The organism is Alsobacter sp. R-9 (genome assembly GCF_054612375.1).
In genome coordinates this window covers 67,643-94,053 of the sequence record NZ_JBTSWJ010000006.1, presented here as the reverse complement: position 1 = coordinate 94,053, position 26,411 = coordinate 67,643, and the positions used below count along the sequence as shown (strand labels likewise).

Genomic DNA, 26,411 nt, shown 5'->3' with positions numbered 1-26,411 from the left:
CGGCAGGCATCCGAATTGTCGAGGCACTTGGGCTGATATAGCTTGACCTTGTGGCGGGGCGTCCGAGCCTCGTGCAGGGAGGATCTTCATGAAAAAGTCCAAGGCGTTGGGGCTGGTTGCTGGCATTGGCATCGCGCTCGGTCTGGGGTTGGTCGTATCCGCGCCGGCGCAGGCGCAGGCCACGCTCGAAGCGGTCAAGAAACGCGGCAAGGTGCTGTGCGGCGTGTCGCCCGTGGCGGCCGGATTCTCCTACGCCGACAACAAGGGCGTGCGGCGCGGATTCGACCAGGATGTCTGCCGGGCCGTATCGGCCGCGGTGTTCGGTGATCCGGACAAGGTCGAGTCGATCCCGCTCAGCACCAATGTCCGCTTCCAGGGCCTTCAGTCGGGAGAGGTCGACCTTCTCTCGCGCCAGACCACCTGGACTTTCACCCGCGACAATTCGCTCGGGCTCGATTTCGGACCGATCGTCTTCTACGACGGCCAGGGCATCATGGTTCCGGCCAAGCTCAACGTGAAGAGCGCTGGCGAACTGGGCAGCGCGGTCGTCTGCGTGCTGCCCGGCACGACGACGCAGCAGAACCTCGAGGACTACTTCCGGCCCCGGAACATCAAGTACGAGGCCGTCGTCTTCGAGAATTCCGACGAGTGGCGGAACGCCTACTTCACCGGCCGCTGCGACGCGATCACGACGGACCGCTCGGACCTGGCCTCGGTTCGCGCGGTTGCACCGGACCCCAAGGCCCACGTGATCCTGCCTGAGACGATCTCGAAGGAGCCGCTGGCGCCGGTCGTGCGGCAGAACGACGCGAACTGGCGCGACATCGTCAGCTGGGCGTTCTTCGCGATGGTCGCCGCCGAAGAGCTCAAGATCACCCAGGCCAACGTCGACACGTTCCTGACCAGCAAGGATCCGGAGGTGCAGCGCCTGCTGGGCGTCACCGGCGACTTCGGCAAGATGCTCGGCCTCGAGCCGCGCTGGGCCTACAACGTCATCAAGGGCGTCGGCAACTACGCCGAGATCTTCAACCGGAACGTCGGGCCGGATACGCCCATCGGTCTCTCCCGCGGTCCGAACAAGCTCTGGACCGAAGGCGGCCTGCTCTATTCGCCGCCGTTCCGGTAAGCGAACCCACTGATCCGGCCTCTCGTGGGCCTGATCGCTCCTGGAGGCGGGCGGCTGCCAGGCCGCCTGCCGTTCCATCCCGCCCCCGACCAGACCCGCCGGACGAGCACGCCGCGATGACGCGCCTGTTCTACGACCTGCGCGTGCGCGCCATCCTCTATCAGGTGCTGGCGGTTGTCGGCGTCGTCGCCACCGGCTGGTATCTCGCCTCGAACGTCTCGCAGAAGCTCGCGGACCAGAACATCGCGACGGGCTTCGCCTTTCTCGGCCGCGAAGCGGGGTTCGTGATCAGTTCGAGTTTCATCGACTACAAGCCGACGGACAGCTTTGCCCGCGCGCTGCTGACGGGGGTGCTCAACACCATCTTCGTCTCGGCGCTCGCGGTCGTCTTCTCGACGATCATCGGCCTTCTCGTCGGCGTCGCGCGCCTGTCGGGCAATCCCCTGCTGCGGGCGCTGGCCTTCCTCTACGTCGAGGCGCTGCGCAACGTTCCTCTGCTGCTCTACCTGTTCCTGTGGTACGGGCTCATCGTCACGACCCTTCCGCCGGTGCGGGAAGCCATCGAGTTGGCCCCGCATGTGTTCATCTCGAACAGCGGCGTGACCATCCCGGCCATGAACTGGACGCCGGCGCACACGAAGGTGCTGCTCGCCCTCGTCGCCGGCGTCGTCCTGAGCCTCGTCGTGCGCCGGCGCATGATCGCGCGGCGGGTCTCCACCGGCGTGGAACGGCGGATGTGGCCGTGGGTGCTTCTCGCGCTGCTCGGGCCGGCGCTGGTCGCGCTCATGGTGTTCCAGCCGGAGGTCACCATCGATTATCCGGAAAAGGGTCGTTTCCGGCTTGCGGGGGGCGCTCATCTTAAGCCCGAGTTCACGGCGCTCCTGATGGGCCTGACGCTCTCCGCTTCGGCCGGCATCGCCGAGACGGTCCGCTCCGGCATTCTCTCGGTGAGCAAGGGGCAGTGGGATGCCTCGCGGTCGCTCGGGCTGGACCGTCGCCTGGCGCTGCGGCTCGTCATTCTCCCGCAGGCGCTGCGGGTGATCATCCCGCCGCTGACCAGCGCCTATCTGAGCCTGTTCAAGAACTCCTCGCTGGCGACCGCCATCGGCTACCCCGACCTCGTTCTCGTCACCAACACCACGATGAACCAGACCGGGCAGGCCATCGAAGGCATCGCCATCATGATGCTGGTCTATCTCGGCATTTCGATCGTCATCTCGCTGTTCATGAACTGGTACAACGCCCGCGTGGCCCTGAAGGAGCGTTGAGCCATGCTGCACAGCGACACGGCGGCGATCGCGCCGCCGCCCAGGCCCGGGCCCTGGCAGCGCGTCGTCAAGCCGCTCTTCGGCACGCCGCTCAACGCGCTGATTTCGCTCGTCTGCCTGTGGCTGTTCTGGCTCGTCGCCAAAACGGCTTGGGGCTGGCTGGTCACGCGCGCGGTCACGGAGGGAGGCTCTGCCGCCTGCCGCGCCGGGAGCGGATTGTGCGTCCCGTTCCTCGCCGCCAAGGCCCGCTTCATGGTCTTCGGGGTCTATCCCTACGAGGAGCATTGGCGGCCCGCCCTGGCGATGGCCCTGTTCTTCGCCGCCGTCGGCGTGTCCATGGTGCCGCGGTTCTGGGGGCGCTGGCTTCTCGCCGTCTGGGCCTTCGTCGTCGTCGCGGGCATGGTGCTGATCGCCGGCGGCGTCCTCGGCCTGAAGCCGGTTCCCACGACGCTCTGGAGCGGCCTGCCGCTCTCCTTCATCCTCACGGCGGTAGGCCTCGCCCTTGGCTTCCCGCTCGGTGTCGTGCTCGCCCTGGCGCGCGCGTCGAACCTGCCCGCGATTCGGGTGATCGCGGTCATGTTCATCGAGGTCATTCGCGGCGTGCCGCTGATCTCGATCCTCTTCATGGCCTCGGTGATGCTGCCGCTGTTCATGCCGACCGGCATGACGGTCGACAAGCTGCTCCGGGCTCAGATCGCGATCATCATCTTTGCCGGCGCCTATATCGCCGAAGCCGTACGCGGCGGGCTTCAGGCCATTCCCCGCGGCCAGTACGAGGCGGCCAGTTCACTCGGGCTCCACTACTGGCAGGCGATGCGGCTCATCGTGCTTCCGCCGGCGCTGAGGATCGTCATACCGCCGCTGGTCAACATCTCGATCGGCTTCTTCCAGGACACGACGCTGGTGACGATCATCGGCCTGCTCGACTTCCTGTCGACGATCCGCACCGCCATGCTCGATCCGGAATGGGTCGGTGCAGCCGTGCTGGAGGCCTACCTGTTCGCGGCCGCGGTCTACCTGGTGTTCTCCTACGGAATGGGCGCATACAGCCGCTATCTGGAGCGCCGGCTGAGGACCGGGCACGACTAGGGCAGGCACCGGAAGAATTGTTTCCCGGCGTCGCAGCGCTCAGCCGGCCCGGGCGGCCCGGAACTCCCGGACGAAGTCCATGGCCTGGTACGTCCAGTAGGTCATCTGCGCGGCGGCGACGCCGAAGGGGCCGCCCGCCCAGTTCAGGCCGAAAGGCGCGTAGAGCCTGTAGCGGTCGCTGGTGCCGAGGATGCCCTCGGCGACGACGCGCCCGCCGATGGCGGTGGTGTTGAGGCCGTGCCCGCCGAAGCCGTAGCAGTGCCAGACATTCGGCTTCATCTGCCCGATCATCGGCATGAGGTGCCGGGCATAGGCCATCAGCCCCGACCAGGCGGCGTCGATCCCGATGCCGGCGAGCTGGGGGTAGGTCGACACCATCGTGGCGCGAAGCTTCTCTGCCAGCCGCGCCGGCTCGCTGGTGCGCGTGGTGATGCGCCCGCCCCAGAGCAGCCTGCGCCCGCCTTCGACGAGGCGGTAGTAGTCGCCGGCCCGCCGGTTGTCGCTGATGGCGTAGGGCACGCCGATGACCTCGGCGATCCGCTCGGGTGCGACTTCCGTCAGGAGCACGTAGGTCGCGATCGGCAGCATCGCGCCCCGCAGCGTTCGGGACACGTCGCCCGTGTAGCCACCCGTTGCGAACACCACGTCCCGTGCCTTGACCTGACCGCCCGGAGTGCGCAGGAGCTTGGTCGAGCCATCGAGGTCCGATGCGACGACGGGCGATCCCTCGAAGATTCGCGCACCCAACGCCTCGCTGCCGGCGGCAAGGTCCAGCGCGTAGTTCAGGGGGTGGAAATGAAAAGCCCGGGGATCGAACAGCGCCTCGTAGTACTTGCTCGACCGCAGCATGGCACGCACCTGCTCGCGATCGCGGAACTCGAGCTCGTAGCCGAAATCGCGCGCCATCTGCTCCTGCCGCGCCTTCAGCGCCGGAGCGGCCGTGTAGCGCATCACGCTCAGCTTGCCATAGGTGGCGACGTTGTCGGTCGCTTGCAGAGCGGAGAGGTTCTCCTCGACGATGCGCACGCCCTCGATGGAGAGCCGGTAGAGTTCGTGGGCCGCGTCGCGACCCGCCATCAGCGCGATGTGCGAAAGGCTCGTGGCGTAGCCTGGCCCGACGAAGCCGCCGTTGCGGCCTGATGCGCCCCAGCCGATGCGCTCGGCTTCCAGGACCGCAACCTTGCGTCCGGCTCGGGCGAGTTCGATCGCGGCGGTCAGGCCTGCCAGCCCGCCGCCGACGATCGCCACGTCGACGTCGACCGGGCCGCCCAGAGCGGCCCTCCCCGGCGACGAGCGGCGCGTTCGGGCGTAGTGGGAATCGACGTATTCGCTCATGGGACCAATATCGCTGACCATCGACGCATTCCGCCAGGAATTGCTTCCAGCGTGCGCGGCGAGCGAGCCCGATCGCACTCCGAGTGGATGGTCACGGGAATGTCTGGCGGAGCCGCACCGCACACCGTTAAACTCCCGGTTCCACCCCGTCGACCGAAGAGTTGCAGATGAGCGATGCCGCTACCGTTACCGTTTTCCGTCATTGCGATTGGCTGGTGGCCTGGGACGAGGCCGCCAGGTCCCACGTCTACCTGCGCGGAGCGGACTTCGCTTTCTCGGGCCGGGATATCGTGCATGTCGGCAAGGACTATCGCGGGCCGGCGGCGCGGGAGATCGACGGCCGCGACATGATGCTCATTCCCGGGTTCGTCGACATCCACAGCCATCCGGGCCACGAGCCCGGCTGGAAGGGCATGCTGGAGGAACTCGGATCGCCCAAGCTCGGTCAGAGCTCGCTCTACGAGTTCATGCCCGTGTTCCAGGTCGGGCCGCAGTACACGCGCCCGTGCCTGCGTGTGGCCGTTTCGGAACTGCTCAAGAGCGGCGTCACGACCATCTGCGATCTGGGGCGCCCACGGCCGGAATGGGCCGACGACTATGCCGAGACCGGCATTCGCGCGGTGCTCTGGGGCATGTTCCGTTCGGGCCCGTGGAAGACCACCAACGGCCATTCGGTCGAGTACAACCTCGATTTCGCTGCCGGCGACAAGGCCCTGAAGGACGCCATCGCGATAGCGGACGAGGCCTCGCGGCATCCCTCCGGACGGATCACCGGCTTCTTCGGTCCGGCGCAGATCGATACCTGCTCCGAAGGGCAGATCCGCGATGCCCTCGCGGCGGCGCGCGAGCGCAACCAGCCGATCCAGATCCACGCCGCGCAGAGCATCGTCGAGTTCCAGGAGATCGTTCGCCGCTACGGGGCGACCCCCGTGGAGTGGCTCGACCGCATCGGCGCGCTCGGGCCTGACACGATCATCGGGCACTGCATCTTCCTCAACGATCACCCCTGGATCCACTATCCGCACGCCCGGGATTTCGAGATGCTGCGCGACTCGGGTGCCATGGTGGCCCATTGTCCCGTCGTGTTCGCGCGACGCGGCATCGCGCTCAACACGCTCTCGCGCTACGTGAAGGCCGGCATCCGGTGCGGCATCGGCACGGACAGCTTCCCCCACAACATGCTCGATGAGATGCGCATGGCCTGCTACGCGGGCCGGATCGTCGCGGGCAGCTTCACGGCATCCACGACCCACGACGTGTTTATGGCGGCGACGGCCATGGGCGCCGACATGATCCGCCGACCCGATCTCGGCCGGCTGGCGCCGGGCTGCAGGGCCGACTTCTCCGTCGTGGACATGCGCAACCCCACCATGCAGCCCGACTACGAGCCGATCCGCAGCCTCGTCTACTCCGCCAACGACCAGGCCATTCGCGACGTCTACGTCGACGGGCGTCAGGTCGTGAAGGCTGGCGAGACCGTCGACTTCGGGATCGAGGAGGACATCGAGCTGCTTCGGCGCGCCCAAGGCGAAGCCATCGCCGCGGCGCCCCGCCACGACTGGGCCGGCCGCAGGCTCGACCAGCTGAGCCCGCGCGTGTTCCCGATCAGGGACTGAGCGGCAACGACAGGGGGGCCAGCTTCGCCAGCGGGCGGCGCTGGGGATCGGCCTGCTCGGCCACACGGCAGGCGCGCCTCTGCGCGTCATGCAACTGGCGCACGGCGCCGTCGACGTCGAGCGTCGTCACGCGGTGATCGCTGACCACGTGGTGCCCGTCGATGAACACGTCGCGCACGGCGCGCTCGGCGGCGCAGTGAAGGAGGCTGCGCAGCGGATCGTGCACGGGCTGCATCGTCGGCTGGTCGAGATCGACCAGCACCAGGTCGGCCCTGGCCCCGACCGTAATGCGCCCGATGTCGTCGCGCCCGAGCGCCCGCGCCCCACCGGTGGTCGCGATGTCGAACAGGGTGCCCGTGTCCAGATCGAAGACGGATCCCGCTGCGACGCGCGAGCAGATCAGCGCTTCGCGCATCTCCTCCAGCATGTTGAAGGGGTAGCTGTCGGTGCCGATCCCGACGTTGACGCCCGCACGGCGGTAGCCGCCGAGAGACTGCAGCGTCATGCCCGAGCGTGCAAACGTGACCGGACAATGCGCCACTGTCGTCCCCGACCGCGCCAGTCTCGCGAGATCGTCGCGCGTCCGCTGGCGCGTCCAGCTATGGTGATCGAGGAAGATGCAGTGGCCGATGATGAGATCGGGGCCCAGGAGCCCCAGGCGCTCCATCATCTGCGGCGCGGTCTCTCCCGTGCGCCGCAGCAGCTCCTCGTGCTCTGCCATGGTCTGCGCGCCGTGGATCGTGATTCGGGCGCCCCTGGCGCGCGCGGCGCCGGCCGCCTCCTGCAGCAACGTTTCGGAGCAGGTCTCGATCTGGGAGGGGGCGACGACGCCGTCGATACGGCCGGACGGATGCGCTCTCGCCTCGTCGACGAACCGCAACGCCTCCTGGTAGCGTTCACGCCCGCGGGCCACGTTCCACTCGAAATCGAGCCGGTGGCTTCCCTCCATTCGCCAGGCCGCCTCGCGGAAGCCCGGCGCGAGCCAGGTCCGCATGCCGCTCTGGGCGGCGAGCGACAGCCAGTGGGGATGCACGCCGGCGATGTCGAGACAGCTGGACACGCCCGAGCGCATGAGGTCGGCCAGCATCACGATCTGGCAGGCGTCCTTGGAGTCGGCATCGGAGTCGATCAGCGCAGAGAACTCGTAGAGCGCATTGCCCCAGAGCGCGGCGGTGCCGACATCCTCGAACAGGCCCTTGGCGATCGGCTCGTCCCCTGAATGGCAGTGGATGTTGACGAGGCCCGGCATGACCAGGGAGCGTCCGCCCTCGATGACGACATCCGCCGGGCCGGCGTAGGCGGGACCGACATGGGTGATCATTCCCCCGGCAAAGGCGATGTCGATGGCCTGCCGGTAGCTGTGGGCGGTCTCACCCTCGGCGCGGGTGATGGCCCAGGCGCAATTGCGGATGACGGTAACGGGAGCGGTCATGCGGACTCTCGTGGGGGCTGAAGCGCGTACGACTGTCGACGAACGCACGAGCCCTCGTCAATCACGGCCCGCGGCCGCCGCGGCCCGGCCCGCGCCGCCGTCCGCGCCCGCACGGGCGAAGAATCCACGCAGGAGAAACCGGGCCTCAGATGCGTGGATCGACGAGGATCTTCTCGCCGGTGCTCTTCCTCTGGGCCGCAGCCATCACGTCCGGCGCGAGCATGTCGGCCAGGCCCACGGTCCGGGTGTAGTGGCTGGCGAAGGTGGTGCGGATCTCATCGACGACCCGCTGGCGCATGCGGGCCGCGACGTCCCGTCCCGCCTTCTGCAGGAAGTTGGGAAGGAGCCATCCGCCGACGCTCCAGGCGAAGCCGAAGCCGCGACGCAGGACGAGCGGGCTCGGATCGAGCAGGCCGTAGATGTAGACCTGCTTGGGCACGGTCGATCCATAGCGGTTGTAGGTCGGCATCGACCGCACGGCGACCGCCTCCATCGCGTTCAGGATGCGGCTCGCGAGTTCGCCGCCGCCCACGGCGTCGAAGCCCAGCGTCGCGCCCGTGGCGGTGAGGGCCTCGTCCAGCCGGGCGTCGAAGTCCGGCTTGCTGGTGTCCACGACGTGCTGCGCGCCGATGCTGCGCAGCAGGTCGACCTGAGCCTGGCTGCGGACCACGTTGACCAGCGGGATGCCGTCCGCCTTGCAGATCCGCACCAGCATCTGCCCGAGGTTCGAGGCTGCGGCGGTATGCACGATCGCGGAATGACCCTCCATTCGCATCGTTTCGACGAAGCCGAGAGCGGTCAGCGGGTTGACGAACAGGGATGCGCCCTCCCGGGCTTCGACGCCGTCCGGGAGGACGATGCAGTCGCGGGCAGCGATCTTGCGCACCGTCGCGTACATGCCTCCGCCCCACATCCCCACCTTCCGCCCCACGAGGTCGGCGACGTCGGGCCCGGCCGTGATGACGGTGCCCGCGCCCTCGTTGCCGGCCGGCATCGGCTGCCCGATGCGCCCGCGGACGGCGCCGAGATGTTGCGGCGCGACCTGCGCCAGGAGCATCGGCTGCCCGGCCGTCCCGCCGGCGGCCATCGTGGCCGGATCGGCAGGTCCGAGAAGTAGCGCAAGGTCCGAGGGATTGATGGGCGCCGCCTCCACCCGCACGACGATCTCGCCCGGTCCCGGGTCACCGATCGTCACCGCTTCCAGGCTGATCCGAAGCTGGCCGTCCTGCGTGATCAGGGTGCGAAGTTCGAGGCCGTCCTGCGCCATGGTGTTCTCCTGCCGGTCGGGCCCAGGAGTAGCATGATCAGCGGACCTGCACCTCGCGTCGATGGCTGGTGCCGACGGTGCGCATCCTGGAAGTGGTGGGCCCGGCAGGACTCGAACCTGCAACCAGACCGTTATGAGCGGTCGGCTCTAACCATTGAGCTACAGGCCCCCGCAGCGGTGTAGCGCATCCGGCACGGGGCGGGCAACGGAGGTGGGGAGCCGACGTCGCGTCCAGCCACGTCACCGGTCATTGCGGCCGCGGGCGCCACCGTGCGGCCTCAGTCGCAGGGCCCGGGGGAGCCGTCGCCGGGGATGCCGTCACGGCGGCCGAGCACCAGAGCCACGCCGCGGAAGATCACGTCGCCGATGATGTCGAGAACGGTGTCGACGATGGTCTCGATCATGGTGTCCTCCTCGGGGCCGGCCTGAGCCGGGGAAGGGGCGTCCGCGGGGCGGGCAGGAGCGGATGGATACCGGCCCAGGGAAGAGGACGATGTGCGCTGGCGCACACGTGGTTAACGCGCGCCGGCCCTTGGCGCGGGCTTGCCCGGGGCCCGGTGCGTCGTTACATACGCCTCATTCCGAAACCGGCGGGAAAGAGAAGGACGGCATGGCCTCCTACCAGTTCGTCTATCACATGCAGGGCCTGTCCAAGACCTACCCCGGCGGGAAGAAGGTCCTCGACAACATCCATCTCTCCTTCTACCCCGACGCCAAGATCGGCGTGCTCGGCGTCAACGGCTCGGGCAAGTCGACCCTGCTGCGCATCATGGCGGGCATCGACAAGGAGTTCGTCGGCGAGGGATGGGTCGCCGAGGGCGCGCGCGTCGGCTACCTGCCGCAGGAACCGCAGCTCGATCCGTCCAAGACCGTGCGCGAGAACGTCATGATCGGCGTCGCGCCGCAGCAGGCGATCCTCGATCGCTACAACGAACTCGCCATGAACTACTCGGACGAGACGGCCGACGAGATGACGCGGCTGCAGGACGAGATCGACGCCAAGGGCCTGTGGGACCTCGACAGCAAGATCGACCAGGCGATGGACAGCCTGCGCTGCCCGCCGGACGACGCCGACGTGACGAAGCTCTCCGGCGGCGAGCGCCGCCGCGTCGCACTGTGCCAGCTGCTGCTGTCGCAGCCGGAGATGCTGCTGCTCGACGAGCCCACCAACCATCTCGACGCCGAGACGGTGGCGTGGCTCGAAGGCCACCTGCGCACCTATCCGGGCGCGATCCTGATCGTCACCCACGACCGCTACTTCCTGGACAACGTCACCGGCTGGATCCTCGAGCTCGATCGCGGTCGCGGCATCCCCTACCAGGGCAACTACTCGTCGTGGTTGCAGCAGAAGCAGAAGCGGCTGGAGCAGGAGGGCCGCGAGGAAGAAGCGCGCCAGCGCGCGCTCGAGCGCGAGCAGGAGTGGATCTCGGCGTCGCCCAAGGCGCGGCAGGCCAAGTCGAAGGCCCGCATCCAGCGCTACGAGGACCTCGTCGCCAAGCAGAACGACAAGGCCCCCACGACCGCGCAGATCGTCATCCCGATCGCCGAGCGGCTGGGCAACAACGTCATCGACTTCGAGAACCTGTCGAAGGGCTTCGGCGACCGCCTGCTGATCGACAACCTCTCCTTCAAGCTGCCGCCAGGCGGCATTGTCGGCGTCATCGGCCCGAACGGCGCCGGCAAGACGACGCTGTTCCGCATGATCACGGGCCAGGAGAAGCCGGATGGCGGGACCATCACCGTCGGCGACTCCGTGAAGCTCGGCTACGTCGACCAGTCGCGCGATGCGCTCGACCCGAACAAGACGGTCTGGCAGGAGATCTCCGACGGCAACGACGTGATCTACCTCGGCAAGCGCGAGATCAACTCGCGCGCCTACTGCGCCGCTTTCAACTTCAAGGGCGGCGACCAGCAGAAGAAGGTCGGCATGCTCTCGGGCGGCGAGCGCAACCGCGTCCATCTTGCCAAGATGCTGAAGAGCGGAGCCAACGTGCTGCTGCTCGACGAGCCGACGAACGACCTCGACGTCGATACGCTGCGCGCGCTGGAGGAGGCGCTCGAGGATTTCGCCGGTTGCGCCGTGATCATCAGCCACGATCGCTTCTTCCTCGACCGCATCGCAACGCACATGCTCGCCTTCGAGGGCGACAGCCATGTGGAGTGGTTCGAGGGCAACTTCCAGGACTACGAGGAGGACAAGAAGCGGCGTCTGGGCATCGACAGCACCATCCCGCACCGCATCAAGTACAAGAAGTTCACGCGGTAATGGTTGTCCACCGGCGGGGCTGACCCCTGCCGGTGGATCTTGTCACGCGGTCATCGGACCGGTCTCCGCGCGCCGACAAGGCCGGCTTCGCCACTCGGCCATTCGGCAGGATGCACGCTTGCCGATGCCGGCAATCCGAGCCCTCCTTCGACCGACGCCCGGACTTGCGTCGCGTCACCGGCGGACGGGAGGGGCGGGCGCCGTTGACTGCGCAGGCGCGCGCTGCGCCGTCGGTTGCGCTGGACTGGCTCCCACACAACTGATGGATCCGACAGGGTTTGCGCCGTAGCGGACCATCCCGTCGTCGAGGGGCGGGCCGTGCGGTACGCTGATCGGGAGGTAGAGGTAGCAGACCGTCCCGTCGATCGGGTCCCGCAGGCGCTGGATGACGGTGTCGCGCAGCGGGCCGCCGAAGTTCGCCTCCAGCGTCATCCTGCTCATGGTCTCGAAGGGCGAGGCGGGAAGCGGGCGAGGAGCCGCCGTCCCTTGCTGGAGAGGAGGAAGCGGCGCCGGGGTGGCTGAAGGGGGCGCTGCCGGCGCCGGGGCCGGGGCGCGCGGCGGGGGCTGGCCCTGTGCCCACGCCATGTCCAGCCGGTACGCGTCCTTCGGGACGAGCAGGGTGACGCCTGCGGCCACGAGGGCCGAGAATGCAGCCAGTCGAAGCAGAAGCCTGAGCATGTCAGAACTCGAAGCTCACGCCCACGCGTCCGACGGTTTCCTGCCCTCCGGCCGTCGCGACGGCCCCGTGGATGGCCATCGGGCGCGACGTCGGCAGGCGATAGGCGACAGAGGCGCCGAGGCCGTACTCGCCGTTGAAGGTGGCGACATTGCCCGACACGTTGAAGTTGCCAGGTGTGGTGGGCATCGTGACGGCCGCGATCGCTGCTGCAGCCGCGACGCCGCGGCGTGACTCGCGCTGCACGTTCGTGATGCGGTTGTTCAGGCCGTTCACCTGGTTCTGGATGTTCGTGACCTGGTTGGTGATGTTGGTGACGTCGCCGACGGCATCCCGTAGCTGGCTGACGTTGACGGCGTCCGTCGGGGCCTGACCGGCGGCCACGTTGGTGATCCGCCGTTCGGCGCCGGCCTTGCCGACGGACACGGTGTTGGCCTGCGTGGCCTCAGACCCCGCGCCGAGGGCGACGGAGTTGGCGGCGCTGGCGTTCGCACCCTGACCCAGGGCGACGGAACCGACGCCGAGAGCCGACGCGCCGAGGCCGACGACAGTGGCCTGAGAGCCGGCCGAGGTCGCGCCGGCCGTCGCGAGACCGCCGATCACCACGGACCCTTCGCCGCCCGTCGCATGCCGGCCGATCGCGACCTGGTTCTCGAACGTGGCCGCCGCGCCCTGGCCGATCGCAACGGAGCCCGCGCCGTCTGCAGTGGCGGACCGCCCGAGGGACGTCGCGCCCTCGCCGAGGGCTGACGCACCCTGGCCGATGACGGTGCCATCGGTCCCTGCCGAAAGCGTCGGGTCCCAGCGGTTCGTCGTCGTGTTGAAGGTCCCGGTTGCTAGTCCGCCCAGGACAACCGACCCCTCGCCACCAGCGGCCAATGTGCCGACTGCCACCGCGTTTGTCGTCGTCGTCCGAGCCCCAAGGCCGATGGCGATACTGCGGCCAGCCTCCGCCGAGCTGAAGCCTCCGATGGCCACGGACTGGAAGGCCCCCTCCGAGGTTCTCGACGCCTGTCCCAGCGAGACCGAGTTGTCGCCAGCCGCATTGGCCGTGACACCGGCTGCGAGGGCGTTGACGCCGCTGGCCTGCGAGGATTGCCCCAGTGCGGTCGACAGGGCACCGCTCGCCTTCGCCGCATGGCCCAGCGCCGTCGCCGCGTCCGCCGTCGCCTCAGCCTGCGCACCGACGGCGGTGGCTGAGTCGACGCGTCCGCCCGATTGGTAGAACTTGCTGCCGGTGTCGTCCGACGCCTTTGCCCCCTGACCGAAGGCAGAGGAGTTCTGCCCTGTCGCCTTGGCCACCTGGCCCACCGCCGTGGTTGCGTTGCCGCCGGAGGCATCGGCGCCTGCGCCGATGGCGGTCGATTGTCCGCCGGTGGCCGTCGCACCATCACCATAGGCCGTGTCGGTATTGATGCCCGCCGTTGCCGTGCCCGGCATGGCCACCTGCGCCCAGGCTTCGCCCGATGCCGCGCAACCAAGCACGACGACCGCCACGCTCGCCAGAAGGCGCCTGGATCGCCCGTGTCCCGTCATCTCGTGATGGATGAATCTCGCCACTGGAGGTCTCCGAATCAAGAACTGATCCGATCAACGTGTTTCCGTTTATAATATTCGTCAAATAGATTATGGTTAAAATATCCTTAACTGGTTGCATATATGTTTCTATACTATCACAAGTAGAATTTTTCTTGATCCTGAGCCGAATTCGATCGCAGTCGGCGCTGGCTGTCCCGGGACCCGGTCGTTTGGCTCGCGTGAAAATCCAGTCGGGGATTGCTCGCTCAAGCTCAAGTCATCGCAAGCATAAGATTGTATCGGGCGTCGGTGACCATGTTTATGTGCGTTTTCTCTTACTGCTTCGCTCAAGCTATTCTTGAAAGCGATCGTATAAATCTTGACCTCATCGTCCGAGGTGTGTTCACTCGCAGAGCAATCCGGGAACGCTCGGTGGCGCCGTGACGATGTGTTGCGGGCCGGACGACGCGGACCGCGACGTGTGATTGTCCGCTCGCGAAGGGCGGGACGAGGCTTGGTTCAAGAGGAAATGCTTCCATGCTGGAAGGTACGGTGAAATGGTTCTCGGCGGAGCGCGGCTACGGCTTCATCCAGCCGTCGAACGGCGGTCGGGACGTGTTCGTCCACATCACGGCGCTGGAAGCGGCCGGCCTGCGGAGCCTCAATGAAGGCCAGAAGATCCGTTTCGAACTGAAGACGGAGCGCGGCAAGACCGCCGCAGTGAACCTCCAGGTCGCCTGACGCCACCCGTCGCGCGTTGAGCGAGGCGCCGGGCAGGGCCCGGCGCCTTTTTCATGCCGTTCGCCCTGCCGGCCCGTCCATCGCGATGGGCCCTGCGTCACCGGCCGCGGCGATGTTTGCGCCGCGCCGGGGGGCGGGAGGCGGTTTTGTCATCGGCAACCGCGAGGCTCCCGGGCGGCGGTCGGAAAGTCGTTGTCCTCGCCGCGTGGGCGTGGTGAAAGGGGCGGCAACCATGGAGGTTGCCGTGTCCCTTCCCCCCGAACTTGCCGGTCCGAACGCCAGCGTGCGGGTCTCCACCCCACAGGAGACGGTGGCCGAGCTCGACCGCCTCTACACCATGGCGACCGGGGCGCTGCGAGCGGCGGTGGACCGCTTCCTAGAGACCGGCGTGCCGCCCAGCCCGCAGGAGCGGGCGCTCTTCCGCTATCCCGAACTGACGCTCACCTATGCGCCCGAGGGTGTGCCGCCGACGAACCGGCGGGCCTATGCGAAGTTCTCCGTGCCCGGCCGCTACACGACCACCGTCACGCAGCCGCGCGCGTTCCAGGCCTACCTGCTCGAGCAGCTCGGGCCGCTGATCGCGGACTTCGGCGCGACGGTGGAGGTCGGAGTCGGCCGGCAGGAGATTCCGTACCCCTACGTCTTCGAACGCGGGGACGAACTCGGCCGCGGCACGGTGACGGCGGCCGAGCTCGCCGTCCACTTTCCCACGCCGCTCCTCGCCGCCGTGGGCGACGAGATCGCAGACGGCACGTTCGAGATCGAGGAAGCGGGACCGCGTCCCCTTGCCCTGTTCGACGCGGTGCGGGTGGACTACTCGCTGCGGCGCCTCGTGCACTACACCGGCACGGACTGGCGCAGCGTTCAGCCGTGGATCCTGCTCACCAACTACCACCGCTATGTCGACCAGTTCCTGCGCTGGGGCGTCGCGCAACTCGCCGATCCGCAGACGCCGTTCGACGCCCTGGTGCTGCCGGGCGGAGGCCGCATCGTGCGCGGCATGGACCCGGAGGCGATCGAGGCGATTCTCGCGGCGGCGCCCTGGCACCGTTTCCAGATGCCGGCCTACCACCTCACGGCGCCCGGCGGGCGCGGGGTGACGCTGGTCAACATCGGCGTCGGCCCCTCCAACGCCAAGAACATCACCGACCACCTCGCCGTGCTGCGCCCGCAAGCGTGGCTCATGGTGGGCCACTGCGGCGGGCTGCGGCAGTCGCAGGTCATCGGCGACTACGTGCTGGCGCACGGGTACCTGCGGCAGGACCGCATCCTCGACAGCCTCGTGCCGACGGACGTGCCGATCCCGGCGCTCGCCGAAGTGCAGGTGGCGCTGCAGGAGGCCGCCGCGCAGGTCACGGGCGACAGGGGCGAGGCGCTGAAGCGGCGGCTGCGCACCGGCACGGTCGTCACCAACGACGACCGCAACTGGGAGCTGCGGTGGACGCAGGAGCGCAAGCGGATCAACCTCTCGCGCGCCATCGCCGTCGACATGGAGAGCGGCACCATCGCGGCGCAGGGGTTCCGGCTGCGGGTGCCTTACGGCACGCTCCTGTGCGTCTCGGACAAGCCGCTGCACGGCGAGATCAAGCTGCCGGGCGCGGCCAATGCCTTCTACGAGCGCGCGGTGGGCGAGCATCTCAAGATCGGCCTCGCCGCGCTCGACCTGCTCAGAAGCCAGCGCGAGGGGCTGCATTCGCGCAAGCTGCGGAGCTTCGACGAGCCGCCGTTCCGGTGATGGGAGCCGAGGATACGACCGGCCTCTCGCGCCGGCCGCCGGCGAGAACACGGACCCTCGCGCGATTGACATGCTGGCCGAATTGGTGACGCTCCCGGCACCACTTCGGACCCCGCCATGCCCGTCTCCCTTACCATCGAAGAGCTCGTCGTCGCCTTCCCCCATTTCCGCGTCGCCGTCGTCGTCGCCGAGGATCTCGCCATCCCGGCCGAACGTCCGGCTCCGCTCGACGCCGAGGTGACGGCCCGCGAAGGCGCTTGCCGGTCCGTTTGGGCCGGAGCCGAGCTCTCGGCCGTTCCCGGCATCGCGGCTTGGCGGGCGGCGTACCGGGCGTTCGGGATCAAGAAGACGAGCTATCGCTGCTCGGTCGAGCGGCTGGTGAAGAACGTGATCGCCGACCGCGGGCTGCCGCGGATCAACGCCTTCGTCGATGCCTACAACGCCGTGTCCCTCGGCCATGTGCTTTGCGTGGGCGCGGATGATCTCGACAAGGTGGAAGGCGGCCTCGCCTTCCGGTTCTCCCGCGAAGGGGACAGCTTCATCGACATGGCGGCCGAGGAGGGTGAGGATCCCAACGATCCGCCCAAGCCCGGCGAGGTCGTGTACGCCGACGACGCGAAGGTGCTGTGCCGCCGCTGGAACTGGCGGCAGGACGCCCGCAGCATCATCACGCCTCAGACCCGACGGGCCTTGGTGACCCTGCAGGGCAACGGCGTCGGTGACGTCGAGGCCGCCGCGGCCGACCTCGTGGCGCTGCTGGACCGTTACTGCGGCGCGCGCTGCCGTGTCGTCGTCGCGGACGCCTCCCGGCCGCGCGTCACGATCTGAACGCGCCTCTCTCCTCCCGCCCCGCCCTTTCCGCTCCGGAGACGCCATTCATGCGGTCGCGCGAGACGCTGGGCCTCCTCCTCGGCTTCGTCGGCGTGGTGATCTTCGGCGCCACGCTGCCGATGACCCGCATCGCCGTTCCCTTCCTCGATCCGGTGTTCCTGACTGCCGGCCGTGCCGCATTGGCGGGAGTGATCGCGGTGGTCGTTCTTGCCGTGCTTCGGCGGCCGCTGCCCACGGCGCAGCAGTGGCCACGCCTCGCCGCCGCCTCGCTGCTGCTCGTCGGTGGCTTTCCCACGTTCAGCGGCTTCGCGATGAAGACCGTGCCGGCCTCCCACGGTGCTGTCGTCATCGGCGTGATGCCGCTCGCCACGGCGGTGGTCGGCACGATCATTCTGCGCGAGCGCCCATCGCCCGCGTTCTGGGCGGCGGCTGTGGCGGGCGCCGCGATCATCGTCGTGTTCTCGCTCCGCGACGGGGGCGGCCACGTGCAGGCGGGAGATCTGCTGCTGCTGGGGGCCATCGCCAGCGCCTCCGTCGGCTACGTCCTGTCGGCGGACCTGTCGCACCGCATGCCGGGGTGGGAGGTGATCTCGTGGGCCTGCGTGCTGGCGCTGCCTCTGTCCGTCCCCGTCGCATGGTGGACGGCTCCCGGCGACCCGTGGGCCGTGCCGCCGGCCGCGTGGGCGGCCTTCGCCTACCTCGGCGTGTTCAGCCAGTACCTCGGGTTTTTCGCGTGGAACGCCGGCCTCGCGATGGGCGGTGTTTCGCGGGTCTCGCAGGTGCAGCTGCTGCAGACCTTCGTCACGTTCGGCATCGCGGCGTGGATCGCGGGGGAGAGCGTGGACTGGCCAACCTGGCTGGCTGCCATCGCGGTCTGCGGCGTCGTGCTGGTGGGCAGGAGGGCCCGCGTGGCCAGGAACTGACGGGAGGGGTTGCCAAGATCGATTTGCCGACATAAAGATATCTTTATGTCGGCCCCGCCGACGGTGGAGTCGATCATGTCAGCCGCGGCCCCCGAGCGCGTGTCCCTGGACGACCTCGTCACGAGCCTGCGGGCAGCGGGTGAGGAGACGCGCCTGCGCGTTCTGGCCTTGCTGGCCGACGGCGAGTTGAACGTCTCCGACCTGACCGAGATCCTCGGCCAGTCGCAGCCGCGGATCTCGCGGCACCTCAAGCTGCTCGCCGACGCGGGTCTGATCGAGCGGCATCGCGAAGGTTCCTGGGCCTTCTTCAGGATCGCCGAGCGCGGCCCTGCGGGGCAACTGGCGCGGCTCGTCGCGCAGCGCCTCGACCCGCTGGACGGCGTGCTTGCGGCCGACAGGGCGAGGCTCGGCGCAGTCCGGGCCGCTCGTGCCGAGGCCGCGCAGGCCTATTTCAACCGGCACGCGGCCGACTGGGACCGCATCCGCTCCCTGCACGCCGCGGATGCGGACGTCGAGGCACAGATCCTCGACATCCTCGGCCCCGGCATCGTCGACGCCCTGCTCGACCTCGGGACCGGCACGGGCCGGATGCTGGCTCTCCTCGCACCGCTCGCGCGGCGTGTCGTGGGCGTCGACAGCAACCATGCGATGCTGGCCGTCGCGCGCGCCAACCTCGCCGCGGCGGGGCTGCGCCGCGTCGAACTCCGGCAGGGCGACGTCTACGCGCCGCCGGTCGAGCGGGACGGATTCGACATCGTCATCCTGCACCAGGTCCTGCACTTCCTCGACGACCCGGCCCGCGCCCTGCGCGAGGCGGCGGCGACGCTCGCTCCGGGCGGCAGGCTGCTCGTCGTGGACTTCGCGCCGCACGCCCTCGAGTTCCTGCGCGAGGAGCACGCCCACCGCCGCCTCGGCTTCGAGCGCGAGCAGGTGACGGGCTGGTTCCGCGATGCGGGGCTCGAGCCCGCCGACCACCGCGTCCTGCCGGCCCCGGCGAAGGACCGGCTGGCCGTCTCGTTCTGGGTCGGGCGCGATCGCCGTCCCGCCTCGCAGGGCTCCGCGCCCTCGTCCAAGGAGGTTGCCTGATGTCTCCCTCTCCCGTCCGCCTGAGCCGGCGTGCAGGGCCGCGGTCGATCCGCGTGTCGTTCGAGTTCTTCCCGCCGAAGACCGACGATGCGGAGGCGACGTTGTGGGACTCCATCGCCCGGCTGGCGCCGCTGCATCCGGACTTCGTGTCGGTGACCTATGGCGCGGGAGGATCGACGCGGGAGCGCACGCAGGCGACCGTCGCGCGGATCGTGCGGGAGACACCCCTGAAGCCTGCCGCGCACCTCACCTGCGTGGCGGCAAGCCGGCATGAGATCGCCAACGTGCTGGAGGGGTTCCGGGAGGCGGGTGTCCGCCACATCGTGGCCCTGCGCGGCGACCCGCCCGGCGGGGTCGGCGAGCCCTACGAGTCGCATCCGCAGGGGTATCGCTCCACCGCCGATCTCGTGCGGGGCATCAGGTCCGCGGGCGACTTCGAGGTGTCCGTCTCGGCCTACCCCGAGAAGCACCCGGAGAGCCCGTCCTTCGAGCACGACCTCGACGTCCTGCAGGCGAAGATCGACGCGGGAGCCACCCGCGCCATCACGCAGTTCTTCTTCGACAACGATGTCTATTTCAGCTTCCTCGACCGGGCGCGCTCGCGCGGGATCGACATCCCGATCGTCCCGGGCATCGTCCCGGTGCAGAATTTCCGGCAGACGGCCGGCTTCGCGCGGCGGTGCGGCGCGAGCATCCCGGCCTGGCTCGCCGAGCGCTTCGAGAACCTCGACGAGGATCCCGCAACGCGCCGGCTCATCGCCGCCGCGGTCGCGGCCGAGCAGGTCATCGACCTTCTCGACCGCGGGATCCGTGACTTCCACTTCTACACGATGAACCGCGCCGACCTCGTGTACGCGATCTGCCATCTGCTCGGGCTCAGGCCCGAGCCGGCGCTCGAAGCCGCCTGAGCGGCTCTGCCCAGGTCAGTGCCGGCCGGTGCGGCGTGCGCGGAAGCGCTCGTACACGTCCCGGTCGTCGGCGCGCTCCTCGGCAAGGTGGGCGCGAAACGCGTCGACCTCCTCCTGGAGCGCGCGACGCTGCGCCTCGATGCGGCCCCACTCCTCGCGGACGTGCGCATCGAAGGCCGCGTTGCCGGTGGGCGCCGGAGCCCCGGCCGCCGGCCGCGCCGCTGACGGCGCGGAGAATGCCGCCACAAGCGAGTCGAACCCGGCCTGTAGCCGCTGCGCTGCCGTCTGCAACACGTCGGCGAGGTCGGTCGGCACCGGCTGGCGGTCGTTCCAGAGCTTCCACACGAGGACGGCGAGGCCTGCCGGCCACCACACGGCGAACGCGATCACCAGCACGACGATGTCGACCGGCTTCCATCGCCAGCCGAACGGCGCACCATTGGCGGGGGGAGGGGGAGAGGCCTGCTGCGGGTTCATGGGTCACATCCTCTGCGGCCGGTGGTCCGTCGGCCGAGACCGGCAGATGGGAGACGATTGAGGCGAGCGCAAGACGGGCCGTCTGCGGAACGGTCCGTTCAGACCGGCCGGGCGGCGAGAAGATCGCGCAGCGTCGCCAGCGTGGAGGCGTCCGCAATGCCGTCGACGCGCGCCGGGCGGAAGTGCCTCTGGAACGCCGTCACCACCGCCTCGGTCAGGTCATCGAAGACGCCGGTGATCTCGATGCCGTAGCCGTACATCCGCAGCAGGGCCTGCAGCGCCTGGATCGGCTGCCCCTCGTCACCGCGGGCGAAGGACCGCCCTTCGGAGGCGGCCGCCGGTGGCACCCAGTGTCCCACGCCGTCCGCCGCGAGGCGGTGCCAGGGAAACTTCTCGCCGGGATCGGCCTTGCGCAGCGGCGCGATGTCGGAGTGGGCAAGGATGCGGACGGCCGGGATCCGGTGCCGTTCCGCGATGTCCCGGCACAGCGCCGATACGGCGTCGACCTGCACCGCGGGATAGTCCGGATATCCGCCGTCGTGGCCGGGATTGACGATCTCGATGCCGATCGAGCTCGAGTTGAGGTCCCGTTCTCCGGCCCAGATGGATACCCCCGCGTGCCACGCGCGCGCCGCCTCGGAGACCAGCTGGAAGATGCGGCCGTCCTCGAACACGAGGTAGTGGGACGACACTTCGGCCAAGGGGTTGGTGAGGCGCTGAACGGCGGAGGCGGCATCGACCATGCCTGTGTAGTGCAGGACGATCATGTCCGGCCGCCGGCCGTCCCGCCGCTCGTTCTGGTTGGGCGAGGGAAGGACCTTGGTGACGAGTGGGCTGTCGGGGGCCAGCGCGTTCACCGGATCCCGCGCTCCTTCACGATCCGGTCCCAGGCGGCGTTGATGGCCGACAGCCGGGCGTTGGCGATGGCGATGGCCTCTGGCGGGAGGCCCAGGGCAATCTGGCGGTCCGGGTGGTTCTCCGCCACGAGCCTGCGCCAGTGGGCCTTGAGCCGCGCGTCGTCCCAGTCGCGCTCGACCCCGAGGATGACCCACGGGTCGTCCTTGATGCGGACGTGGCGTGCTTCGATGCGGGCATAGTCGCTCTCGGAGAAACCGAAGATCGCGGCGACACGGGCGAGGTAGCGCCGCTCGGCCTCGTGCACGGCTCCGTCCGCCTTGGCGATGTGGAAAAGGCCGTCGAGGACGTCCTCGAGCAGTTCGCGACTGTCGCCGAAGCGGTCCGCGATCTGCTGGGCGTAGGCCTCGAAGCCGGCGGAGGTTTCCTTGGCGAGCGCAAAGAGTCGCTCGATCCGGATCTCCTCGCTCGGCGGGACCTTGACGATCTGGCGGAACGCGACCTGCTCATCGCGTGTGACGACGCCGTCCGCCTTGGCCATCTTCGCGGACAGGGCGATCAGGCCGGTCGTGAACACCGCCTCGCGGTCGTCTCCGAACAGTCCGCTCTCGCTGTCGATGACATAGTGTCCGGCGACGGCCCCCAGCAGGGCGCCGATCGGCCCGCCGATGGCGAAGCCGAGGCCTGCTCCGCCGATCTTTCCCCACATGCCGGACAATGCGTACTCCCGAGGCCCTCAAAACGACGGCGCCGGCCCAGAGGCCGGCGCGACGCCCATCTTGAAGGAGCCGATCAGCGGCGGCAATAGCGCCGGCCCTGGTTGTCGTAATAGCACTTCGGCTTCGGCGCCGTCGCAGCACCGATGATGGCGCCGCCGGCCGCACCGATCACGCCACCCGCCACGGCGCCGCCCACGGAGTTCGAGGCAAGGCCACCGATCAGCGCGCCGCCGGCACCGCCGATCGCAGCACCGGTCAGGGCCCGGTCGCCCTGCACGCTGCCCGTGCCGGAGCACGCCGCCAGCGAGAGCGCCACTGCACAAACCGCAACAACCTTTTTCATCATTGCCTCGCGATTCCGGGCCCCATGCCCGCTTTCCGGGCACGATACTACCCGCAGATTGCCCGGTCGCAAACGCCAACTTGGGCGCGCAGCATCTGCTTCAGTTGAATGTATAGAAATCAATTTGTACTTCTGGCGAGGCTGCCATCGAATTATCTGAAAAATATAACTGACGTTCCGTTACTTGAGGCTAAAGGCTCAGATGATGGTATGAAGATCGGGAACTTCTGACGGTGCCACATCTTGGCCTCATTTCGCGCTAGGGTCACGACAAACGATCGTCTGTGAGGGGCCTGGACGTTCGACAATAGTATACGGACGGGGTCAGGTCGATGACTGGTCAGGACTGGATGATCGCGCTTGCCGTGGCGGGCGTGATGGTGACGGGTAGCGCCGTTGCCGGTGAAAACGCCAAGGCGCGCTCCGGCGGTTACGCCGACCTCATCGAGCGCCATGCGCAGAAGCACGGGGTCCCGCCGGCCCTGGCCCGTGCGGTGGTGCGGATCGAAAGCCGCGACAACCCGCGCGCCCGAAACGGGGTGAACGTCGGCCTCACCCAGATCAGCTACGGCACGGCGCGCCGCATGGGCTACTCCGGCGGCTTCGACGGCCTCTACGACCCTGACACCAACCTCGCCTACGGCATCCGTTACCTCGGACAGGCCTACAGGCTGGCCGGAGGCGACACCTGCCTCACGGTCCTCAAGTACCAGGCCGGCCACGGCGCCCGACGCATGACGCGGGCCGCCGGCCAGTACTGCGCCAAGGTGCGCACCCAGCTCGCCGCGGCCCGTTGAGAGGCCGCTTCCCCCTCCGCACCGGACCGCGCGAGCGCTCCGGGCGGGTTGACTGCGTCTCGGTGAAGACGCCCTCACGAGAAATCGGGAGATACAGATGACCACACACCGTACGGTGAAGGCCTGCCTTGCCGGCCTCGCGGCCTCTGCGGCGCTCTGCGCCCAGGCGAAGGCGGAAGTCGAACCGAACCAGTTCAACTGGCACCTCTCCGGCGCAGCGCCGGCGGCGAAGGCCGATACCGCCACGACGGCGAGCATCGCCGCCCCGGCAGCTAAAGCAGGCGAGGCGGGGCTGCGCTTCGACGGGGAACGCCGTGGCGCGGTCCGTGGCCTGATCGCGAAGCATGCGGCCGCGCAGGGCATCCCGGTGGCGCTCGCCGACGCCGTGGTGCGCATCGAGAGCCGCTACAATCCGTCCGCCCGCAACGGCGGAGCGGTGGGCCTCATGCAGATCAAGCCGCAGACCGCGCGCGGACTGGGCTACCAGGGCGGCGCCGGGGGGCTGATGAACCCCGAGACGAACGTCAAGTACGGAATGATCTACCTGGCGCAGGCGTACCGGATGTCCGGCGGCGACACCTGCACGACCCTGATGCGGTACCAGAGCGGCCACTACGCCACGCGGGCCAACAAGGCCAACCGGGCGTACTGCGCGAAGGCGCGCACCATCATGGCGAGCAACTGACGCCCCGGGGGATCCCGTCGGCCTCCTGTTCCCTTGCCCGGCGAATTGGCCTATGGCTGCCCCGCCAGCCGGCCGGGCGGCCGCGATCCTTCGGGATCGAGGAAAGTCCGGGCTCCACGGAGACACGGTGCCGGATAACGTCCGGCGGGGGTGACCCCAGGGACAGTGCCACAGAAAGCAGACTGCCCGCCCTCCGGGGCGGGTGAGGGTGAAAGGGTGCGGTAAGAGCGCACCGCGCGACCGGCAACGGGAGCGGCACGGCAAACCCCACCGGGAGCAAAACCGAATAGGGGCGAGCGCGGCGGGAAACCGCCGCAGGGCCGTCTCCGGCCTTCGCCCGGGTTGGTTGCTCGAGGCGGCCGGCAACGGCCGTCCCAGAGGAATGGCCGCCACGTCGCGCGCCTCGGCGCGCGGCCCTACAGAACCCGGCTTACAGGCCGGCTGGTGCTTCTTCGACGATGTCGACGGGCGGATCCGATGGCTGCGGCCGCGGGTCCGCCCTTCGTCGTTCCGGAAGGGACCTGTGACCCGTCCGTTAAGACACGGATGCGGAATCAACGCTTTCTTAAGGTTAACGGGATGTGATGGCTCCCACGCGCCGACAAGCGCGTCGCGGCCGGGGTGTGCCCAGGCTGTGCGGTTTGACGCCCATGTGATCCCATGCTATCCCAAGCCATCCCGTTTCGAGTACTGGAGCGCGAGGCGTTCGTCCCATGGCGGCAGGGAGGCCCTGCCGGCACGAGGTCGCTCGCGCCGTGGTTCCCGGGCGGGTGTGTCGCGGTGGTCCCCCAGACCGGGGGCGAGTGCAGGGCGGGTTCGGGGGTTCATGGACCGGTTCGTGTCCAGCTTTACCAACCGACTGGACGCGAAGGGTCGCGTGTCGATCCCGGCGTCCTTTCGCGCGGTGCTGGCGCGCGACGGGTTCGAGGGGCTCTATGTCCATCCCTCGCTGGAAGCGCAGGCCCTCGATGCGGGGGGCAACGGGCTTCTGGCGGAGATCGACACCCTGATCGGCCAGCTCCCGCCCTTCTCGGACGAACGGGACCATTTCTCGACGGCGCTTTACGGCATCAGCGAGGTGCTGAAGGTGGATCCGGAGGGCCGTGTCGGCCTGACGGAGACGCTGAAGGCCCACGCCGGCATCGGCGACGCCGTCACCTTCGTGGGACTGGGGCACAAGTTTCAGATCTGGGAGCCCGGAGCCTTCCAACGTCATCTCGACGAGGCCAGACGGAAGGTGAAGGATCTCAAGAAGGACCTCGGGGCATTGCGGCCGGGGATTCCTTCCGGAGCACGGGAACGATGACGGGTCGCGGCGGTCGGGACACCGACGCCGCTGGCGGACCGGCCCGTCACGTTCCCGTTCTGCTTCGGGAGGTGCTGGAGGCTTTGTCCGTCGGTTCGGGCGGCACCTATTGCGACGGCACGTTCGGCGCCGGCGGCTACACCCGGGGCATCCTGGGCGCCGCGCCGGACGTCCGCGTCGTCGCCATCGATCGCGACCCCGATGCAATCGCCGGCGGCGCCGATCTCGTGGCCGAGGCCGCTGGCCGGCTGGCGCTCGTGAAAGGCCGCTTCGGCGACCTCGACCGGATCGCTGCCGAAGCGGGACTCGCGCCTCTCGACGGCGTCGTGCTCGACATCGGCGTGTCGTCTATGCAACTGGACGAGGCCGACCGCGGCTTCTCCTTCCGCCATGACGGGCCGCTCGACATGCGCATGGAGCAGGCCGGCGAGAGCGCGGCGGATCTCGTCAACGGCATGGCCGAGGGCGCGCTCGCCGACCTGATCTACAAGTACGGCGAGGAACGGCGCTCGCGCGCCGTGGCGCGCGCCATCGTGGCGGCGCGCCGCGAGGCGCCGATTACCACCACGCGGAGGCTGGCCGAGATCGTCGCATCGGTCGTGCGGTCCGCGCCGGGCGACATCCACCCCGCGACGCGGACCTTTCAGGCGCTGCGGATCGCCGTTAACGACGAACTCGGCGAGCTGGAGCGCGCGCTCGAGGCGGCCGAGCGGATCCTCAAGCCCGGCGGACGCCTCGTGGTCGTGACCTTCCACTCGCTGGAGGACCGCATCGTGAAGCAGTTCCTCCAGGAACGCAGCGGCCGCGACGCGGCGCCCTCGCGCCATGCGCCGGCTGCCGCGCGCGAGGCATCGACCTTCGCTCCCGTCACGCGCAAGCCCGTTGTCGCCGGGCCGGCCGAATGCACCGCCAATCCCCGCGCGCGTTCCGCCAAGCTCAGGGCCGCGGAGCGCACGGACGCGCCGGCGCGGCCCGCCCGGGGAGGCCGCTGATGCGCCGCCTCCTGCACATCCTCGCCATCGCTGCCTTGATCGGCTCCGCGCTCTACGCCTACCGGATCAAGTACGACACGCTCTACCTCTCCGAGCAGGTCGCGAAGCTCAAGACGCGCATCGCCCGCGAGAAGGAGGCGATCGCGGTGCTGCGCGCCGAGTGGCAGTTCGTCAACCGCCCCGATCGTGTCCAGATGCTGGCGGACAAGCATCTGCCGGATCTCGCGCCGGCGGCGGTGACGCAGGCGGTGCGCTGGTCGGAAATCCCGCCGCGCCCGGCTCAGGCGGACGCCATCGGCGCCAAGCTCGAGGCGCTCGGGCTCGCCGCGCCGACCAATACGCCCACGTCGAGCAAGGCACCCGACGGGCGCCCGCTCATCACCGGCACGACCACGCCCGGACGAAAGCCCTGAGGCCCGG

General features: G+C 68.9%; 26 protein-coding genes, 1 tRNA gene and 1 other RNA gene. 17 read left to right on the top strand and 11 right to left on the bottom strand.

The genetic code is table 11. The annotated features are described in order from the left end of the window. Positions 1–88: 88 nt before the first annotated feature. The 3 genes from ACX9GQ_RS11535 to ACX9GQ_RS11525 all read left to right on the top strand — a co-directional run bounded on the left by ACX9GQ_RS11535 (position 89) and on the right by ACX9GQ_RS11525 (position 3,483). Positions 89–1,126 (top strand): amino acid ABC transporter substrate-binding protein, encoded by a 1,038-nt coding sequence (locus ACX9GQ_RS11535; RefSeq protein WP_459629684.1) that lies wholly within the window; start codon positions 89–91, stop codon positions 1,124–1,126. Between the two features lie 116 nt (positions 1,127–1,242). After that, the gene (locus ACX9GQ_RS11530) at positions 1,243–2,394 is read left to right on the top strand and encodes an amino acid ABC transporter permease (RefSeq protein ID WP_459629683.1); all 1,152 of its coding nucleotides are present in this window, start codon (positions 1,243–1,245) and stop codon (positions 2,392–2,394) included. 3 nt (positions 2,395–2,397) lie between these two features. Beyond that, the gene (locus ACX9GQ_RS11525; protein ID WP_459629682.1) at positions 2,398–3,483 is read left to right on the top strand and encodes an amino acid ABC transporter permease; all 1,086 of its coding nucleotides are present in this window, start codon (positions 2,398–2,400) and stop codon (positions 3,481–3,483) included. A gap of 39 nt (positions 3,484–3,522) precedes the next feature. Here the strand turns inward: ACX9GQ_RS11525 and ACX9GQ_RS11520 are convergent, their stop codons facing one another. Next, complete coding sequence (locus ACX9GQ_RS11520) at positions 3,523–4,818, bottom strand: NAD(P)/FAD-dependent oxidoreductase (RefSeq protein WP_459629681.1); 1,296 nt, start codon at positions 4,816–4,818, stop codon at positions 3,523–3,525. A 167-nt stretch (positions 4,819–4,985) separates the two neighbouring features. Here ACX9GQ_RS11520 and ACX9GQ_RS11515 point away from each other — a divergent pair, with 167 nt between their 5' ends. Then, positions 4,986–6,434 (top strand): amidohydrolase family protein, encoded by a 1,449-nt coding sequence (locus ACX9GQ_RS11515; protein ID WP_459629680.1) that lies wholly within the window; start codon positions 4,986–4,988, stop codon positions 6,432–6,434. Here the strand turns inward: ACX9GQ_RS11515 and ACX9GQ_RS11510 are convergent. From ACX9GQ_RS11510 to ACX9GQ_RS11495, 4 genes are all read right to left on the bottom strand, one after another. Continuing rightward, positions 6,424–7,866, bottom strand: coding sequence for an amidohydrolase family protein (locus ACX9GQ_RS11510; protein WP_459629679.1), 1,443 nt, complete (start codon positions 7,864–7,866; stop codon positions 6,424–6,426). The two genes, ACX9GQ_RS11515 and ACX9GQ_RS11510, sit on opposite strands and share 11 nt — an antisense overlap. 145 nt (positions 7,867–8,011) lie before the next feature. Next, positions 8,012–9,133 (bottom strand): zinc-binding dehydrogenase, encoded by a 1,122-nt coding sequence (locus tag ACX9GQ_RS11505; protein ID WP_459629678.1) that lies wholly within the window; start codon positions 9,131–9,133, stop codon positions 8,012–8,014. A 93-nt stretch (positions 9,134–9,226) separates the two neighbouring features. Further along, positions 9,227–9,302: transfer RNA gene (locus tag ACX9GQ_RS11500), tRNA-Ile, on the bottom strand. 109 nt (positions 9,303–9,411) lie between these two features. Then, positions 9,412–9,537 (bottom strand): hypothetical protein, encoded by a 126-nt coding sequence (locus ACX9GQ_RS11495; RefSeq protein ID WP_459629677.1) that lies wholly within the window; start codon positions 9,535–9,537, stop codon positions 9,412–9,414. A gap of 206 nt (positions 9,538–9,743) precedes the next feature. Here ACX9GQ_RS11495 and ettA point away from each other — a divergent pair, with 206 nt between their 5' ends. Beyond that, positions 9,744–11,399, top strand: a complete 1,656-nt coding sequence (gene ettA / locus ACX9GQ_RS11490; RefSeq protein WP_459629676.1) for an energy-dependent translational throttle protein EttA — start codon at positions 9,744–9,746, stop codon at positions 11,397–11,399. 174 nt (positions 11,400–11,573) lie between these two features. Here the strand turns inward: ettA and ACX9GQ_RS11485 are convergent, their stop codons facing one another. Both ACX9GQ_RS11485 and ACX9GQ_RS11480 read right to left on the bottom strand, forming a co-directional pair. After that, complete coding sequence (locus ACX9GQ_RS11485; protein WP_459629675.1) at positions 11,574–12,077, bottom strand: hypothetical protein; 504 nt, start codon at positions 12,075–12,077, stop codon at positions 11,574–11,576. A gap of 1 nt (position 12,078) precedes the next feature. Then, the gene (locus tag ACX9GQ_RS11480) at positions 12,079–13,635 is read right to left on the bottom strand and encodes a YadA family autotransporter adhesin (protein WP_459629674.1); all 1,557 of its coding nucleotides are present in this window, start codon (positions 13,633–13,635) and stop codon (positions 12,079–12,081) included. A gap of 495 nt (positions 13,636–14,130) precedes the next feature. Between ACX9GQ_RS11480 and ACX9GQ_RS11475 the strand changes: the two genes are divergently transcribed. From ACX9GQ_RS11475 to metF, 6 genes are all read left to right on the top strand, one after another. Continuing rightward, complete coding sequence (locus ACX9GQ_RS11475; protein WP_459629673.1) at positions 14,131–14,334, top strand: cold-shock protein; 204 nt, start codon at positions 14,131–14,133, stop codon at positions 14,332–14,334. Between the two features lie 244 nt (positions 14,335–14,578). Next, the gene (locus ACX9GQ_RS11470) at positions 14,579–16,069 is read left to right on the top strand and encodes an AMP nucleosidase (RefSeq protein WP_459629672.1); all 1,491 of its coding nucleotides are present in this window, start codon (positions 14,579–14,581) and stop codon (positions 16,067–16,069) included. A 117-nt stretch (positions 16,070–16,186) separates the two neighbouring features. Continuing rightward, positions 16,187–16,897, top strand: coding sequence for a B3/B4 domain-containing protein (locus tag ACX9GQ_RS11465; RefSeq protein ID WP_459629671.1), 711 nt, complete (start codon positions 16,187–16,189; stop codon positions 16,895–16,897). A gap of 50 nt (positions 16,898–16,947) precedes the next feature. Further along, complete coding sequence (locus ACX9GQ_RS11460) at positions 16,948–17,823, top strand: DMT family transporter (protein ID WP_459629670.1); 876 nt, start codon at positions 16,948–16,950, stop codon at positions 17,821–17,823. Between the two features lie 75 nt (positions 17,824–17,898). Next, a complete protein-coding gene (locus ACX9GQ_RS11455; protein ID WP_459629669.1) occupies positions 17,899–18,909 on the top strand; it encodes an ArsR/SmtB family transcription factor in 1,011 nt (336 codons plus the stop codon). Continuing rightward, entirely contained in the window at positions 18,909–19,817 is a 909-nt protein-coding gene (metF, locus tag ACX9GQ_RS11450) for a methylenetetrahydrofolate reductase [NAD(P)H] (RefSeq protein WP_459629668.1), read from the top strand. The genes ACX9GQ_RS11455 and metF overlap by 1 nt, the downstream gene beginning before the upstream one ends. A gap of 15 nt (positions 19,818–19,832) precedes the next feature. On the opposite strand, the gene ACX9GQ_RS11445 is transcribed toward metF, so the two are convergent. The 4 genes from ACX9GQ_RS11445 to ACX9GQ_RS11430 all read right to left on the bottom strand — a co-directional run bounded on the left by ACX9GQ_RS11445 (position 19,833) and on the right by ACX9GQ_RS11430 (position 22,211). After that, positions 19,833–20,294 (bottom strand): DUF2852 domain-containing protein, encoded by a 462-nt coding sequence (locus ACX9GQ_RS11445; RefSeq protein WP_459629667.1) that lies wholly within the window; start codon positions 20,292–20,294, stop codon positions 19,833–19,835. A gap of 98 nt (positions 20,295–20,392) precedes the next feature. Next, positions 20,393–21,151 carry an N-acetylmuramoyl-L-alanine amidase gene (locus tag ACX9GQ_RS11440; protein WP_459629666.1) on the bottom strand — a complete coding sequence of 253 codons (759 nt, stop codon included), beginning with the start codon at positions 21,149–21,151 and terminating at the stop codon, positions 20,393–20,395. Next, positions 21,148–21,858, bottom strand: coding sequence for a TerB family tellurite resistance protein (locus ACX9GQ_RS11435; RefSeq protein WP_459629878.1), 711 nt, complete (start codon positions 21,856–21,858; stop codon positions 21,148–21,150). Before ACX9GQ_RS11435 ends, ACX9GQ_RS11440 begins: the two co-directional genes overlap by 4 nt. An 83-nt stretch (positions 21,859–21,941) precedes the next feature. After that, the gene (locus tag ACX9GQ_RS11430; protein ID WP_459629665.1) at positions 21,942–22,211 is read right to left on the bottom strand and encodes a bacteriocin; all 270 of its coding nucleotides are present in this window, start codon (positions 22,209–22,211) and stop codon (positions 21,942–21,944) included. Between the two features lie 332 nt (positions 22,212–22,543). Here ACX9GQ_RS11430 and ACX9GQ_RS11425 point away from each other — a divergent pair, with 332 nt between their 5' ends. The 6 genes from ACX9GQ_RS11425 to ftsL all read left to right on the top strand — a co-directional run bounded on the left by ACX9GQ_RS11425 (position 22,544) and on the right by ftsL (position 26,404). Then, positions 22,544–23,008 carry a lytic transglycosylase domain-containing protein gene (locus ACX9GQ_RS11425; protein WP_459629664.1) on the top strand — a complete coding sequence of 155 codons (465 nt, stop codon included), beginning with the start codon at positions 22,544–22,546 and terminating at the stop codon, positions 23,006–23,008. 97 nt (positions 23,009–23,105) lie between these two features. Continuing rightward, positions 23,106–23,693 (top strand): lytic transglycosylase domain-containing protein, encoded by a 588-nt coding sequence (locus tag ACX9GQ_RS11420; RefSeq protein ID WP_459629663.1) that lies wholly within the window; start codon positions 23,106–23,108, stop codon positions 23,691–23,693. 64 nt (positions 23,694–23,757) lie between these two features. Beyond that, positions 23,758–24,142: RNase P RNA component class A (gene rnpB / locus ACX9GQ_RS11415), an RNA gene on the top strand. 377 nt (positions 24,143–24,519) lie between these two features. Further along, a complete protein-coding gene (gene mraZ, locus ACX9GQ_RS11410; RefSeq protein ID WP_459629662.1) occupies positions 24,520–24,999 on the top strand; it encodes a division/cell wall cluster transcriptional repressor MraZ in 480 nt (159 codons plus the stop codon). Continuing rightward, on the top strand, positions 24,996–25,991 hold the full coding sequence (gene rsmH / locus ACX9GQ_RS11405; RefSeq protein WP_459629661.1) for a 16S rRNA (cytosine(1402)-N(4))-methyltransferase RsmH: 996 nt from the start codon (positions 24,996–24,998) through the stop codon (positions 25,989–25,991). The genes mraZ and rsmH overlap by 4 nt, the downstream gene beginning before the upstream one ends. Next, on the top strand, positions 25,991–26,404 hold the full coding sequence (gene ftsL / locus ACX9GQ_RS11400; RefSeq protein WP_459629660.1) for a cell division protein FtsL: 414 nt from the start codon (positions 25,991–25,993) through the stop codon (positions 26,402–26,404). The genes rsmH and ftsL overlap by 1 nt, the downstream gene beginning before the upstream one ends. The last annotated feature ends 7 nt before the right edge of the window (positions 26,405–26,411 follow it).